This is a genomic window from uncultured Streptococcus sp. (assembly GCF_901875575.1).
Taxonomy (GTDB): Bacteria; Bacillota; Bacilli; order Lactobacillales; family Streptococcaceae; genus Streptococcus.
The window spans coordinates 16106-30974 of the sequence record NZ_CABFMF010000004.1 but is presented as its reverse complement, the minus strand read 5'-3'; the positions used below and the strand labels follow the sequence as shown (position 1 = coordinate 30974).

Annotated in this window: 17 protein-coding genes and 1 other RNA gene; 8 read left to right on the top strand and 10 right to left on the bottom strand. The window is 39.3% G+C overall.

Annotation, left to right across the window (positions count from 1 at the left end; genetic code table 11):
• Window positions 1-88: 88 nt before the first annotated feature.
• From QZ114_RS00970 to QZ114_RS00960, 3 genes are all read left to right on the top strand, one after another.
• Window positions 89-418 carry a helicase BlpT gene (locus QZ114_RS00970; RefSeq protein WP_295498629.1) on the top strand — a complete coding sequence of 110 codons (330 nt, stop codon included), beginning with the start codon at window positions 89-91 and terminating at the stop codon, window positions 416-418.
• 186 nt (window positions 419-604) lie between these two features.
• A complete protein-coding gene (locus QZ114_RS00965; RefSeq protein ID WP_295498626.1) occupies window positions 605-880 on the top strand; it encodes a hypothetical protein in 276 nt (91 codons plus the stop codon).
• 16 nt (window positions 881-896) lie between these two features.
• Window positions 897-2456: an ATP-binding cassette domain-containing protein gene (locus tag QZ114_RS00960; protein ID WP_295498623.1), complete on the top strand. Its 1560-nt coding sequence runs from the start codon at window positions 897-899 to the stop codon at window positions 2454-2456.
• A gap of 45 nt (window positions 2457-2501) precedes the next feature.
• Here QZ114_RS00960 and htpX read toward each other — a convergent pair whose 3' ends face one another.
• Together htpX and QZ114_RS00950 are read right to left on the bottom strand one after the other, a co-directional pair.
• The gene (htpX, locus tag QZ114_RS00955; RefSeq protein WP_295498621.1) at window positions 2502-3401 is read right to left on the bottom strand and encodes a zinc metalloprotease HtpX; all 900 of its coding nucleotides are present in this window, start codon (window positions 3399-3401) and stop codon (window positions 2502-2504) included.
• Window position 3402: 1 nt separating this feature from the next.
• A complete protein-coding gene (locus tag QZ114_RS00950; RefSeq protein WP_295498618.1) occupies window positions 3403-3963 on the bottom strand; it encodes a LemA family protein in 561 nt (186 codons plus the stop codon).
• Window positions 3964-4056: 93 nt separating this feature from the next.
• On the opposite strand from QZ114_RS00950, the gene rsmG reads away from it, so the two are divergent.
• Entirely contained in the window at window positions 4057-4770 is a 714-nt protein-coding gene (gene rsmG / locus QZ114_RS00945; RefSeq protein WP_295498616.1) for a 16S rRNA (guanine(527)-N(7))-methyltransferase RsmG, read from the top strand.
• Window positions 4771-5071: 301 nt separating this feature from the next.
• The gene (locus QZ114_RS00940; RefSeq protein WP_295498613.1) at window positions 5072-6355 is read left to right on the top strand and encodes a uracil-xanthine permease family protein; all 1284 of its coding nucleotides are present in this window, start codon (window positions 5072-5074) and stop codon (window positions 6353-6355) included.
• A 353-nt stretch (window positions 6356-6708) separates the two neighbouring features.
• On the opposite strand, the gene ssrA is transcribed toward QZ114_RS00940, so the two are convergent.
• The 4 genes from ssrA to QZ114_RS00920 form a co-directional block, all read right to left on the bottom strand.
• Window positions 6709-7057, bottom strand: a transfer-messenger RNA (tmRNA) gene (gene ssrA, locus QZ114_RS00935).
• 199 nt (window positions 7058-7256) lie between these two features.
• On the bottom strand, window positions 7257-7721 hold the full coding sequence (gene tnpA / locus QZ114_RS00930) for an IS200/IS605 family transposase (RefSeq protein WP_295498610.1): 465 nt from the start codon (window positions 7719-7721) through the stop codon (window positions 7257-7259).
• Between the two features lie 295 nt (window positions 7722-8016).
• Window positions 8017-8856, bottom strand: coding sequence for an HAD family hydrolase (locus QZ114_RS00925; protein WP_295498607.1), 840 nt, complete (start codon window positions 8854-8856; stop codon window positions 8017-8019).
• Between the two features lie 24 nt (window positions 8857-8880).
• The gene (locus tag QZ114_RS00920) at window positions 8881-10203 is read right to left on the bottom strand and encodes a CapA family protein (protein ID WP_295498604.1); all 1323 of its coding nucleotides are present in this window, start codon (window positions 10201-10203) and stop codon (window positions 8881-8883) included.
• 171 nt (window positions 10204-10374) lie between these two features.
• Here QZ114_RS00920 and def point away from each other — a divergent pair, with 171 nt between their 5' ends.
• From def to QZ114_RS00905, 3 genes are read left to right on the top strand one after another with little or no spacing between them, the layout of a single operon-like run.
• Entirely contained in the window at window positions 10375-10986 is a 612-nt protein-coding gene (gene def / locus QZ114_RS00915) for a peptide deformylase (protein WP_295498601.1), read from the top strand.
• A 48-nt stretch (window positions 10987-11034) separates the two neighbouring features.
• On the top strand, window positions 11035-11763 hold the full coding sequence (gene rlmB, locus QZ114_RS00910) for a 23S rRNA (guanosine(2251)-2'-O)-methyltransferase RlmB (protein ID WP_295498598.1): 729 nt from the start codon (window positions 11035-11037) through the stop codon (window positions 11761-11763).
• Between the two features lie 47 nt (window positions 11764-11810).
• Complete coding sequence (locus tag QZ114_RS00905) at window positions 11811-11957, top strand: hypothetical protein (protein ID WP_295498595.1); 147 nt, start codon at window positions 11811-11813, stop codon at window positions 11955-11957.
• Here the strand turns inward: QZ114_RS00905 and trxB are convergent.
• The 4 genes from trxB to QZ114_RS00885 form a co-directional block, all read right to left on the bottom strand.
• A complete protein-coding gene (gene trxB, locus QZ114_RS00900; protein ID WP_295498592.1) occupies window positions 11954-12865 on the bottom strand; it encodes a thioredoxin-disulfide reductase in 912 nt (303 codons plus the stop codon). The two genes, QZ114_RS00905 and trxB, sit on opposite strands and share 4 nt — an antisense overlap.
• A 65-nt stretch (window positions 12866-12930) precedes the next feature.
• Window positions 12931-13155, bottom strand: a complete 225-nt coding sequence (locus tag QZ114_RS00895) for a DUF4059 family protein (RefSeq protein ID WP_295498686.1) — start codon at window positions 13153-13155, stop codon at window positions 12931-12933.
• A gap of 77 nt (window positions 13156-13232) precedes the next feature.
• Window positions 13233-13976, bottom strand: a complete 744-nt coding sequence (locus QZ114_RS00890) for an amino acid ABC transporter ATP-binding protein (protein ID WP_295498588.1) — start codon at window positions 13974-13976, stop codon at window positions 13233-13235.
• Window positions 13976-14776 (bottom strand): amino acid ABC transporter permease, encoded by an 801-nt coding sequence (locus QZ114_RS00885; RefSeq protein ID WP_295498584.1) that lies wholly within the window; start codon window positions 14774-14776, stop codon window positions 13976-13978. Before QZ114_RS00885 ends, QZ114_RS00890 begins: the two co-directional genes overlap by 1 nt.
• Between the last annotated feature and the right edge of the window lie 93 nt (window positions 14777-14869).

The window sequence follows — 14869 nt, the reverse complement described above, 5'->3', positions numbered from 1 at the left end:
TTCGATTTTTTAACATATTTACTATGACATTTTGTTTTTTAGTGCTATACTATAGGCAATAATACATCAGAGCAAGGAGGATGCTCACATGGAAGACAAAGAACTCATTACCAATGCAACCCAACTCCTATTCGAGTTAAATAAAAGTTTCCAAAGCTGTAAACAAGGTACAGCTGATGACTTCCGACTACAAGAATTACTGAATGCTACTTTACAAGAACTTAAAAAAGCTGAAAAGCTTGACAACAGTATTTTAATTGACCTTGAAAAATTTTACCAACGTACCAGTCTTCTGATTGGACTGGGTAGCCTAAAACTGAACAATCAAGCTCGTACTGCTTGGCGGAACTATGATAAATTCCATTACGAGCATGTCAAACACGTACTGACTCTTTATGGACCTGTTTTTGGATTTTAGAGAGTAGAATTTCCAATTTTCTATTGACAAAATATCCTGAAAGGTATAGGATAAAGGTACTAATACTCGGAGGTAAGGGAGACATGAACAACTAAGTCTATCAAATAAAGAACCTTTATTTAGTAGATCTTGTTTTTGTCTCTTTTTGTGTGCTCTTTTATGCTCTTTTCTGGCATTTTATACTCAATGAAAATCAAAGAGCAAACTAGGAAGCTAGCCGCAGGTTGCTCAAAGCACTGCTTTGAGGTTGTAGATAAGACTGACGAAGTCAGCTCAAAACACTGTTTTGAGGTTGTAGATAAGACTGACGAAGTCAGCTCAAAACACTGTTTTGAGGTTGTGGATAGAACTGACGAAGTCAGTAATCATATCTACGGTAAGGCGACGCTGACGTGGTTTGAAGTTGATTTTCGAAGAGTATTAATAGAGTTTTTTGACATAGACTTTGGCTCTACTAGGTAAAGTAGAGCTTTTTGTTATGCACTATGAACATTCTAGAAAGGGCAATCATATGATAAAAATCAATCACCTGACCATCACTCAAAACAAAGATTTGCGAGACCTTGTAGCCGACTTAAGCATGAGCATCCAAGATGGGGAAAAGGTAGCTATTATTGGCGAAGAAGGAAATGGCAAATCAACCTTGCTAAGAGCTTTCATGGGGGAAGCTTTGCCTGATTTCATAATTAAGGGAAACATTCAGTCTGATTATCAATCACTAGCCTACATTCCTCAAAAACTCCCCGAGGAGATGAAAAAGAACACTCTACATGACTACTTCTTTTTAGATTCTATTGATTTGGACTACAGTATCCTCTATCGTTTGGCTGAGGAATTGCATTTTGATAGCAATCGTTTCGCTAGCAACCAAGAGATTGGTAGTCTATCAGGGGGTGAGGCTTTGAAAATTCAGCTCATCCATGAGTTAGCCAAACCCTTTGAGATTCTGTTTTTAGATGAGCCTTCAAATGACCTGGATTTGGAAATGATTAATTGGCTAAAAGATCAGATTCGCAAGATTCGGCAAACCGTTATTTTCATTTCCCATGATGAAGACTTTCTTTCTGAAACGGCTGATACTATTGTCCACTTGCGACTGGTCAAGCACCGTAAAGAAGCGGAAACACTAGTAGAGCATTTAGACTATGATTGCTATAGTGAGCAGAGAAGGGCTAATTTTGCCAAACAAAGCAAGCAAGCTGCTAACGACCAAAGAGCCTACGATAAAACCATGGAAAAACATCGGCGAGTCAAGCAAAATGTAGAAACTGCACTTAGAACTACCAAAGACAGTACTGCCGGTCGCCTATTGGCTAAAAAGATGAAAAATGTTCTCTCTCAAGAAAAACGCTATGAAAGAGTAGCTCAGTCCATGATTAAAAAGCCACTTGAAGAAGAACACATTCAACTTTTCTTCTCAGATATACAGCCATTACCAGCTTCTAAAGTTTTAATCCAACTGGAAAAGGAAAGTTTGTCCATTGGCGAGCGAGTTTTGACTCAGGAACTACAATTAACTGTCCGTGGCCAAGAAAAAATCGGTATCATCGGCCCAAATGGTATTGGGAAATCAACTCTGTTAGCCAAGTTACAGCAACTATTAAGTACAAAAAGAGAGATTGCTCTTGGTTTTATGCCACAAGATTACCACAAAAAACTACAATTGGATTTATCCCCAATAGCCTATCTAAGTAAAACTGGTGAAAAAGATGAACTACAGAAAATCCAATCCCACCTAGCCAGTCTCAATTTCAGTTATCCAGAAATGCAGCACCAAATCCGCTCTTTGTCTGGTGGTCAACAAGGAAAACTCCTGCTTTTGGATTTAGTCTTGCGCAAACCAAATTTTCTTCTTCTGGATGAACCTACACGAAACTTTTCTCCCACTTCTCAACCCCAAATCAGAAAACTCTTTGCCACTTACCCAGGCGGTCTCATCACTGTTTCGCATGACAGACGTTTCTTAAAAGAGGTCTGTTCGACCATCTATCGTATGACAGAACAGGGTTTGGAAGTAGTTAATTTAGAAGATTTATAAATTTGCAGCATATTAAAAATCCAGAGATGAGCTCTGGATTCTTTTTTACATCTGTTTTAAACGTTCAATCCGTTCTGAGATAGGTGGGTGGGTATAAAAGAGTTTTTGGAACCCTCCCCCTTTCTTGGGATCATTGATATAAAGTGCACTGCTAGCATCATCTACAGGACGACTCATAGGTTTACTATTATCCAACTTATGGAGAGCATTAATCATCCCTTGAGGATTGCGAGTCAACTCGACACTGGAAGCATCAGCTAGGAATTCCCTCTGACGAGAAATAGCTAACTGTACCAAGGTTGCAGCGAGAGGTGCCAGCACAATAGCTAGCAGGGAAACCACAAGCATAATGATTTCTAAGCCATTTCCGTCTCGATCATCGTCACTTCGTCTGCGACCTGCTCCGCCCCACCACATCATACGACCTGCCATACTAGAAAGCATGGTGATAGCACTAGCAAGGGCAACAGCAATAGTCGAAATACGGATATCGTAATTACGAATATGACTGACTTCATGTCCCATAACAGCTTCTAGTTCTTCACGATTCATGATAGCTAGGAGACCTGAAGTTGCAGCAACTGCTGCATTTTGAGGATTGGAACCTGTCGCAAAGGCATTTAAGGCTGGATCATCAATGATGAAAACACGAGGCATAGGAATCTGAGCGACCATAGCCATATCTTCTACTACATGGTAGAGGTCTGGTGCCGTTTGTTCATCCACCTCACGCGCCCCATTCATGGACATGACAATCTCAGTAGACTGAAAAATCATGGATAAAGCATAAATAAAGCCGATAATCAGTGCGATAACCAAACCACCAAGCCCAGAACGCATAAAGAGGTAACCAACCGCATAGCCAACAAGAGCTAAGAGTAGGAAAAAGACTATCAATAATACCCAAGTTCTACGTTTATTGCTTGCAATTTGATCAAACAGCATCTTAGTCACCTAAAACGCTAAAATCAACTTTAGGAACTGCCTTTTCCTCTTCTGGTGTTTGAAGGAAATCTGCTGCTTTAAATCCAAACATTCCAGCGATAATATTGCTTGGGAAAGTTTCTAATTTTACATTGTAGTTGCTGACAACACTATTGTAAAGTTGACGAGAGTAAGAAATTTTATTTTCTGTGTTTGTCAACTCCTCTTGCAATTTAACAAAGTTGGCGCTTGCCTTCAAATCTGGGTAACTTTCTGCAACTGCAAAAATACCTGAAACCTGACGAGTGAGGGCATCACTAGCTTTCATAGCTTCTGCTGGTGAAGTCGCTGCTGCCACTTGGTTACGCAGTTCTGCCACCTTTTCAAGGGTAGAACCTTCATATTTAGCATAACCTTTAACAGTTTCAATCAAGTTTGGCAAGAGATCATTTCGACGCTTCAATTGAACATCAATCTGACTCCAAGCCTCCTTGGTTTGCATACGATTTTTAACCAAACCGTTATAACTAACGATCACAAAAATCACAACAAGTGCGATAACTCCAAGAATAATCCAAGTCATGATATAAGTCCTTTCTGTTTTTAGATTAGTACCAGTATATCAAATTTTTTATGAATATGGTAAAATAAGATGATACTATAGAAGGAAATAATTATGAAACCAGAAACATTTTACAACCTGCTTGCTGAGCAAAATCTTCCACTTTCGGACCAGCAAAAAGAACAATTTGAACGTTATTTTGAACTCTTGGTTGAATGGAATGAAAAGATTAATCTTACAGCTATTACAGATAAAGAAGAAGTATACCTGAAACACTTTTACGATTCAATTGCACCCATTCTGCAAGGCTTGATTTCAAATGAAACTATCAAACTTCTTGATATTGGAGCTGGGGCAGGATTTCCTAGTCTGCCGATGAAAATCCTCTACCCGGAGCTAGATGTTACTATCATTGATTCCTTAAACAAGCGTATCAACTTCCTGCAACTTTTGACTCAGGAGCTTGATTTAGACGGTGTTCATTTCTACCACGGTCGTGCAGAAGATTTTGCCCAAGACAAAAACTTTCGTGCCCAGTTTGATATGGTAACTGCCCGTGCTGTAGCCCGTATGCAGGTCCTATCTGAATTGACTATTCCCTATCTTAAAGTTGGCGGAAAACTATTGGCACTCAAGGCCAGCAATGCGCCTGAGGAGTTATTAGAAGCTAAGAATGCCCTCAATCTCCTTTTTAGTAAGGTAGAAGACAATCTTAGCTACGCTCTTCCAAACGGAGACTCTCGCTACATCACAGTTGTTGAAAAGAAAAAAGAGACTCCCAACAAATACCCAAGAAAAGCTGGTATGCCTAACAAACGCCCACTTTAAACTTTATGTGAAAAAATGATTTACAAAATCAACCTCGCTCTCTTATTTCTAGGCTCGGGAAAAAATGATTTACAAAATCAGCCTCGCTCTCTTATTTCTAGGCTCGGGAAAAAATGATTTACAAAATCATTTTTTTCTGCTATACTATCACAAGCAAAGGTTTTTAATGTCATCCCGTGAGGTGACGAAGACGCAGAAATACTTGAAACTCTTTAAAGTCTAGATTTTAGAGAAGTCTTACTCTGAGGGCCTATTGCTGTAAAATAATGGGCTCTTTTTGATGCCCAAAAGTGAGGTTTATATGAAACAAGAATCAACTGTTGATTTGTTACTAGACGTTGACCAACGTCCTTCGACTGGAAAAGGAATTCTCCTTAGCTTCCAACACGTTTTCGCCATGTTTGGTGCGACCATCTTGGTACCCTTGATTTTGGGAATGCCTGTATCTGTTGCCCTTTTTGCTTCGGGTGTTGGAACACTCATCTATATGATCGCAACTGGTTTTAGAGTTCCAGTTTATCTAGGATCATCATTTGCCTTTATCACAGCTATGTCCCTAGCTATGAAGGAATTAGGAGGGGATGTATCAGCTGCTCAAACAGGGGTTATCCTAACAGGTTTTATCTATGTCCTCGTTGCTGCTGGTGTTCGTTTTGCAGGTACAAAATGGATTGATAAACTCTTACCTCCTATCATCATTGGTCCAATGATTATCGTTATTGGTCTTGGTCTTGCAAGTTCAGCTGTAACAAATGCCGGTTTAGTTGCTGATGGAAATTGGAAGAATGCTCTTGTGGCAGTCGTTACTTTCCTTATTGCTGCCTTTATTAATACTAAAGGTAAAGGATTCCTACGAATCATTCCATTCCTCTTTGCCATTATCGGTGGTTACCTCTTCGCACTAACTCTTGGCTTGGTTGACTTTACACCAGTTCTTAAAGCTAACTGGTTTGAAATTCCTGGTTTCTACTTCCCATTTAGCACAGGTGGTGCCTTTGAAGAGTATAGCCTATACTTCGGTCCTGAAACAATCGCTATCCTACCAATCGCTATCGTAACAATTTCTGAACATATCGGAGATCATACTGTTTTGGGTCAAATTTGTGGCCGTCAATTCTTGAAAGAACCAGGTCTTCACCGCACTCTTCTTGGTGACGGTATCGCAACTTCTGTATCTGCCTTCTTAGGTGGACCAGCCAATACTACTTACGGAGAAAATACAGGAGTTATCGGTATGACTCGTATCGCTTCTGTCTCAGTTATCCGTAACGCTGCCTTTATCGCGATTGCCCTTAGCTTCCTTGGTAAATTCACTGCCTTGATTTCTACAATCCCAAATGCTGTACTTGGTGGTATGTCAATCCTTCTCTATGGTGTTATCGCCAGCAACGGTTTGAAAGTCTTAATCAAAGAACGTGTTGATTTCGGTCAAATGCGTAACCTAATCATCGCAAGTGCTATGTTGGTCCTTGGACTTGGAGGAGCTATCCTTAAACTCGGTCCAGTTACACTTTCAGGTACTGCCCTTTCAGCCATGACAGGAATCATCTTGAACTTGATCTTGCCATACGAAAATAAAGATTAAATTTAAAGTTTTTAAAATAAAGATAGACAGTAGAAAGTTAAATCTACTGTCTTTTTGATACAACTTAAACAGAGAAGTAAAAAACTTCTTTAAATATTTCAATTAGTATCAAAATAAATCAGATAGATATTTTATTGGATTTACAAATTCATTTTGTGAGAAATACAATAAACAAAAAGATATCGGAGAACGCTTTGCGAATTGTATTGATTTTTAAGGAGGTTCGCCTCCTTTTTGTAACTCCTTTTGTGACTCCCTTTTTCGCAAAAGAATACTAAGGAATACCAAGGACAAAAATAAAAAACGTTGATTTAACAACGTTTCACCAATTTTTGCAAAAGAATGCAAAGGAATAATGGAGCCGGTGGGAGTCGAACCCACGTCCAAACACCTGCCAACATATTTGTCTACAACCATAGGTTATGTATTGTTTTAACAACTCCTCGACACATAACTCAAGCCTAGGAACTGCGAGTCTATTAATCTCTTATCAAACCTCTAGACAAGGCCTGATCGTATCTCGCTAATAATAAGACCTGTCATTGAACACGAGCAATTCAAATCGGGTCACGCCTGCTGGTTTTTAGGCAGCTAAAGCGTAAGAAGTGTTATTTTTTGCAGTTATATTTAACTGGCATTTTTACATCTGCCGATGAGTCGCAAAATATGCCTCATAATGCCTGTCGAATCCGTAACGACCCCTAAAGACAATAAGACTATTATACCCTATCTAAAGTAAAAAAGCAAAATAAAGTCAAAATCATGACCACCCGTCAAACGGGTGGTTTGTACCAGGGCTATAAGCCCAAATTACCAGCCAGCGCCTAAAGACGCTGGCTTTCACGTTGTTCAAGCCTGATTGATATTGACTCGTCACTTGCCTCTCAAAGAGGCTTTAGTATTACTTACCACTATCCCTAAAGGGATCCTCATATTCTTTTACACTTAATTTATCTAGTGCTATATCATGCTTTTCCTGATCTTGGATATATTTCTTAATTGTGGCTTCATTGAGTCCCACCGTACTTACATAATAACCTTCTGCCCAGAAATGCCGATTCCCAAACTTGTACTTGAGATTGGCGTGTTTGTCAAACATCATGAGTGCACTTTTTCCTTTTAAATAACCCATGAAACTCGAAACACTTATCCTTGGTGGAATACTTACTAACATGTGTACATGGTCTGGCATTAAGTGACCCTCGATAATTTCAACTCCTTTATAACTACACAAGCGATGAAATATTTCGCCTAAACTACTTCGATATTGATTATAAATGACTTTTCGTCTATACTTAGGGGTGAACACAATGTGATATTTACACATCCACTTTGTGTGTGATAAACTATGTGCCTTTTGTGCCATATTTTTCTCCTTTCGCTTTACAATTGGCTTGAACACCTTTATTGTATCGCGTTTGGAGTTTTTTTGGTATAACCTTCGACGCGCACCCGCATAGCGGGTGGTTTTTTGTCTCGCACCTAACGGAGCGAGACGGACTAATAGTCGCATAATAAAAAAAAGTTATCATCTCTTATAAGATCTGATAACTTTCTAATTAAGCTCTCATTCTGATTGTCCGGAAACCTTCCAAGAAGAAATAGTTGAAAACATAAACTATAAATTCGAAATGCTATATTCGATCAATTATTTATTATCCTTAAACTGTTGCATGTTCATCATCCACTAACCATTTTTCTAGAACTTGATAGACTCCCCCTTGGCTGTTGGCTGGTGCTAGAGCTGTTGCAACAGCCTTAGCCTTGTCATCTGCATTTCCCATAGCATAAGCAATACCAGCCATTTCAAGCATTTCAACATCATTTTCACTATCACCAAATGCCATGATTTGTTGGGCTTTCAAGTTCCAACGCTTGAGTAATTCTTCCAATCCCCATGCCTTGTGGATACCATCCTGTAGAATATCAATGCAGCCAAAGCCACTTGATACCGCTCTAACATATCCACCAAATAAATCATTGATTTCTGTTAGTACGGCATCAGAGCGTTCTTCACCAACTACCATACTCATTTTTAGTACGCCACCAAAGAGTTCCGGCTTCAATTCCTTGACAAAATGCATACGTTGATAAAATTTCTCAATCATTTCCGGAGTCATAAAGCTCTCTAAATCTGTAAATACAGTTCCTTCTTTAACAAAGCTGCCGTTCATAGATGTTACGACAAATTGGTCTTGACAAGCTCTGTCATTAAAATAAGCGATAGCTTTTTCAACTATTCTATCATCCCACGTCTGCGCTTGAATTAACTGATTACCGTCAAATATTCGTGCGCCATTAGCAACAACTAGCACCACTCTATCAACTAAATGATCTAGTAATTCTCTCATGCGGTATACTTCGTTTCCTGTCGCAATGACAAAACGAATACCCCTTTGATCCAACTGATCCAGAATCTTTTCTAAACGCGGAAGGTCCATTTGCCCTTTAGCATCTAGCAAAGTACCATCCATATCTGTCGCAATTACTTTAATGTCCATCTTCATTCCTCGTAGTTACTCTTACTACCACTTCAATCCTACATGTTCATTCATCTCTTTGTAAGCTGTATCAATCCGTTCCTTGGTAGCAGCATCTAACAGGTCACGATGTTTACCACCCTCTATAAAGTCTTCCAAAATATAGGTCTGATAATGATAAAGAGGATACCCTTCTGGAGAAAATGTCCCTTTAGGCCTACGATTTACCCATGTAGGGTGGGCTTGAGCAGTCTCAATGCTAGTCTTGCCAGCTTTTTTCTTAAGTGTTACATCCATAAGAACACCCCGCTCAGTCCACTTGGCATTTTCTACACCAGTCATCGTTTCAATCCGTTGATTCGAAATAAAATTCCCCATAGAGTAGATAATCAATTTTTTATCTCCATCTTTTTCAACCGTTTCAGATGGTTCAACTACGTGCGGATGACCTCCAAAGATAATATCAGCCCCCCAGTCAATCATTTTGTGGTAGAGAGCCTTCTGCTCTTCAGTAGGTTCTATGCGATATTCTACCCCCATCTGAGGCATAATAATTGTAATATCTGCCTCTTTTTCAGCTCGTTCAATCTCAGCCTTCATCTTTTCTTCATTCAAGTCAGAAAGATAGCGATTATAATCTTCTTGAGACAAATTTTGCTCAATTCCATTGAAACCATAAGAGTAAGCTAATAAAGCCACTTTAATACCATTTACTTCTTTGATGACAAGAGGAGCCTTATCACGTGGCTCATGAGTGTATACTCCAATTGGCGTTATACCTGCCTTTTCAATCGTATCTGCTGTTGAAATAACACCCTCGATTTGTGAATCTAAAATATGATTATGAGCCAAATCCAAAACATGATATCCTGCATCCTTAATAGCATCCATCACTTGGGTAGGAGCATTAAATAAAGGATAGCCCGCTAAATAATGATCTTTATTAATGGTCCCTTCAAAATCACCTATAGCCAAATCTGCCTGTTTAAGCCAAGGAGTAACGTACTCAAAATTCTCATGAAAATCATAGCTACCATCTTCTTTTTTAGCTGACATATAAATAATATCATGGTAAAGTAAATCTCCATGGGCCATAATACGGGCACTTGTTTCTTCGTCCTGTTTCTTAGCTTCTTGGTTTTTCTTAGTTTCCTCTTGAGTGAAAGTATTGCGTTTTTGACTAGCCAAAGGCATGCCATTGAAACTCTCAAAAAGTAACACTAAGCCCATTGATAGAAAGACTGCCACTAAAAGAACTACGACAAAACCTTTATTACTCCACCTGCTATAACGCCTGAAGAAATCTACAATCTTCCGTATAAATCCTAAAACTGCTTCTGCTTGGTGTCTATCTTGTCTTCTTTGCATATTGATTTCCCTACTTTCTTATGCAAGCCTTTTTCTTTATTATATCACAGTTAAGAGATTCTTACACAGTTCAATTCATTCTACTAACTATTATCTAAAAATCACTGCATCGAAACACTTTCAATCCTCCTTATTTTGTGTTATCATGTAGAGGTAATGAAAGGAGAGAACATGTCTGCTATAGAACGTATTACAAAAGCTGCTCATTTAATCGATATGAACGATATTATCCGCGAGGGGAATCCAACTCTTCGCGCTGTTGCTGAGGAAGTAACTTTCCCTTTATCTGATCAAGAAATTATCCTTGGTGAAAAGATGATGCAATTCCTCAAGCATTCTCAAGATCCTGTCATGGCTGAAAAGATGGGATTACGTGGTGGTGTCGGCCTAGCTGCTCCTCAATTGGATATCTCAAAACGGATCATTGCTGTCTTGGTTCCTAATATTGTTGAAGAGGGAGAGACTCCTCAAGAAGCCTATGACTTGCAAGCTATCATGTACAATCCCAAAATTGTATCCCACTCAGTTCAAGATGCTGCTCTTGGTGAAGGGGAGGGGTGCTTATCTGTTGACCGTAACGTGCCAGGCTATGTTGTTCGCCATGCCCGTGTCACTGTTGACTATTTTGATAAAGACGGAGAAAAACACCGCATCAAACTCAAAGGTTATAATTCTATCGTTGTCCAACATGAAATTGACCACATCAACGGTGTTATGTTCTACGACCGTATCAATGAAAAAAATCCATTTGCAGTCAAAGAAGGACTGCTTATTCTTGAATAAAGAAATAAAATCCCGTTAACAAGCGGGATTTTGTGTTATAATAAGGGCATGAAAACAAACGATATTGTCTATGGCGTCCATGCCGTTACTGAAGCCCTCCTTGCAAATACTGGAAACAAACTCTACCTCCAAGAAGATCTCCGAGGTAAAAATGTTGAAAAGGTCAAAGAATTAGCCACTGAAAAAAAAGTTTCCATTTCTTGGACTTCTAAAAAATCACTCTCTGAGATGACTGAAGGTTCTGTTCATCAAGGTTTTGTCCTAAGAGTTTCTGAATTTGCTTATAGTGAATTAGATCAAATCCTTGCCCAAACAGAGAAAGTGGAAAATCCACTTCTAATTATTCTGGATGGTCTGACTGATCCCCACAATCTAGGCTCTATACTAAGAACAGCAGATGCGACTAATGTTTCAGGGGTTATCATTCCTAAACACCGAGCTGTAGGTGTGACTCCGGTCGTTGCTAAAACTGCGACAGGGGCCATTGAACACGTACCTATTGCAAGAGTGACCAACCTTAGTCAAACTTTGGATAAACTCAAGGAGCAAGGTTTCTGGATTTTCGGAACCGATATGAACGGTACTCCGTGTCACAAATGGAACACTCAAGGTAAACTGGCTCTCATCATCGGAAATGAAGGAAAAGGAATCTCTAGTAACATCAAAAAACAAGTAGATGAGATGATTACTATTCCAATGAACGGCCATGTTCAGAGCCTCAATGCCAGTGTTGCTGCAGCTATTCTTATGTATGAAGTATTTCGAAATAGACTATAAAAAAGTTTCCAGTCATCTGATTGGAAACTTTTTTATGATTATACTCAATGAAAATCAAAGAGCAAACTAGGAAGCTAGCCATAGACAGCTCAAAACACTGTTTTGAGGTTGTGGATAGAACTGACGAAGTCAATAACCATACCTACAACAAAGCGAAGCTGACGTGGTTTGAAGAGATTTTCGAAGTGTATTAACTATGTTCTGTGATAAATTTATAAGCTTCTTGACCAGCGATAGCTCCATCTCCAACTGCTGTTGTTACTTGACGAAGATCTTTCAAGCGAACATCTCCAACCGCAAAGATACCGTCAACTGCAGTTTTCATGTGGTTATCTGTCACAATCCAGCCTGCCTGATCTTGAATATTTAATTCTTTAACAAAATCGCTAACAGGGTCCAAACCAACATAGATAAAGACACCACCGAAGGCTTTCTCTGTCACTTGACCTGTTTTCACATTTTCAAATACGACAGACTCCACTCTATTTTCACCCTTGATTTCCTTAACTACAGAATCCCATATAAAGCTGACTTTTTCATTAGCGAAGGCACGATCTTGTAAAACCTTTTGGGCACGAAGTTGGTCACGACGGTGAACAATGGTAACCGTTTTAGCAAAACGAGTCAAGAAGAGCGCTTCTTCAACTGCTGAATCCCCTCCACCAACTACTAGCAAATCTTGGTCACGGAAGAAAGCTCCATCACAGACTGCACAGTAGGAAACTCCACGACTGTTGAGTGCTTCTTCACCTGGAACTCCTAAAAGACGATGTTTAGAACCAGTCGCTACGATAACTGTGTGTGTATCGTATGATTGGCCATCTGTAATCACTTTCTTAAAATTACCATGGTCTTCTATATTTTCAACATAACCATAGATATGCTCCACTCCAAGGTTTTCAAGCGGTTCAAACATCTTTTCAGCTAACTCTGGTCCACTGATATTGGCATAACCTGGGTAGTTTTCGATATCCGATGTATTGTTCATCTGTCCACCTGGTAAACCACCTTCAATGAGAGCAACTTTCAGATTGCTACGAGCAGCATACAAGGCCGCAGTCATTCCTGCAGGTCCAGCACCTATAATGATAGTATCGTACATTTTGATCCCTTCTTTCCTGTTGTAACTATTTTTATTCTAACTCTTTCTTATCATTCATGCAAGTATTATGCCTTGAAAACCAAAAGCAAACTCATAACAGCAAAAGATAATACTGGAATAACCAAAGCGCCAATCATGATCATCTCATAAAAACGAGCTTTTCGATCCTCTGGAGTCTTATCAACTCTAGATATGATCCTTAATCCCATCCAAATACCTAAAAATCCCCCTACTAAGAGTGCTGTTATAATTAAACTCTCAAAATATAAAGAAAACAATTGCAGTAGCATGATTTCTCTCATTTCTATCTTTTTTAAAGAGTAAACTCAGCTAGTCTATCTAACTGAGTTTTCTTCTTTCCATTATATCAAATATATGTCCGTTTGTAACTAGAGAAGAATTCTTTTGTCCGTTCTTCTTTAGGATTGTTGATGATTTGATCCGGTGTACCTGACTCAATAATTTTTCCCTTATCTAGGAATAAAATCTTATCAGCAACTTGAGCTACAAAAGACATGTCATGGCTAACTAAAATCATGGTTTGACCAGATTTAGCTGCATCTGCAATAGATTTTTCAACTTCTCCAACTAATTCTGGATCGAGAGCTGATGTTGGCTCGTCTAGAAGCAAAACATCAGGTTTCATAGCAAGGGCACGCGCCAAGGCAACCCGTTGCTTTTGTCCACCAGATAGGTGGCGAGGGTAATGGTGTTCTTTATCAGAAAGCCCTACCTTAGCTAACTCTTCCTTAGCAATCTTAGTTGCTTCCTCATCTGATAATTTCTTAACAACTACTAAGCCTTCCTTGACATTGTCAAGTGCAGTTCTGCGTTCAAACAGATTAAACTGTTGAAATACCATGGATAGTTTACGTCTAAGGGCTAATATTTGATCTTGGCTAATCTGAGAAAAATCAACTGAAAAATCATCAATCTGTATCGAACCACTATCTGGTGTTTCCAGATAGTTGAGACTACGTAGGAAAGTTGACTTCCCTGCACCTGAAGAACCAATCAAGGCCACTACTTCCCCTTTTTGGATATCCAAGTTCAAATGATCCAAGACGGTCTGACCTGAAAAGGATTTACTTAAATTCGAAATCTTAATCATTAACGAAGGTCTCCTTTCACATCTGTAACAACTGTATCCGGTGCTGAAATAGCCATCCTTTTCTCAATGAAACGGCCAAGGCCCTCAATACCAATATTTACTACCCAGTAAACAAGCGCTACAGAAATAAATCGCTCAAAATAACGATAGTCTGCACCACCCAAAATCTGAGCTTGAGCAAATACCTCTACAACACCAGCACTAAAGGCTAGAGAAGTCCCCTTTGTTAGTCCAATAAGGGAATTAATCAAAGTTGGAGTCGCAACAACTGCAGCATTGGGAATAATCACACGACGGTAAACTTGGGCACGAGTCATACCAAGACTTCGAGCTGCTTCAATCTCGCCAGGATTAACTGAGAGAATAGCTGCACGTATGGTTTCACTGGCATAGGCCGCCTCGTTAAATGCAAAAGCTACAATAGCAAAAACAGCTGCTGGAATGGCATTGATATTAAAACCGGTACCCCACTGCTGATTGAGAGCTTTCAAAACTAAAGGAATCCCATAGTAGGTCAGCATAAGCTGCACTAAGATTGGTGTCCCTTTTAAAAAACTAACAAAAAAAGCCTGTAGAGGGTATAAAATCTTCACGCGGTTAATTTTTACTATGGCAAAAACTAAGGCCAAGACCAAACCAAATATTGCTCCACCTATCGTTAACATCAGAGTTATAGGTAGCTGTTGGACAATTCTCGGAATCCCATCAAAAACCGAACGCCAGCTAAAGAGCTTTCCATCCGGAATATATTGCATCAAGTTTTGATACCAATCTGATGCTAAAAATGTTGTAATATTCATAAGAACATCCTCTCCTGATAATGATTCATTCTACCATACTTCTCCCTGTAATCAAATTATTTGCTACGGGCAACTGTAGATAATCTCTATCTA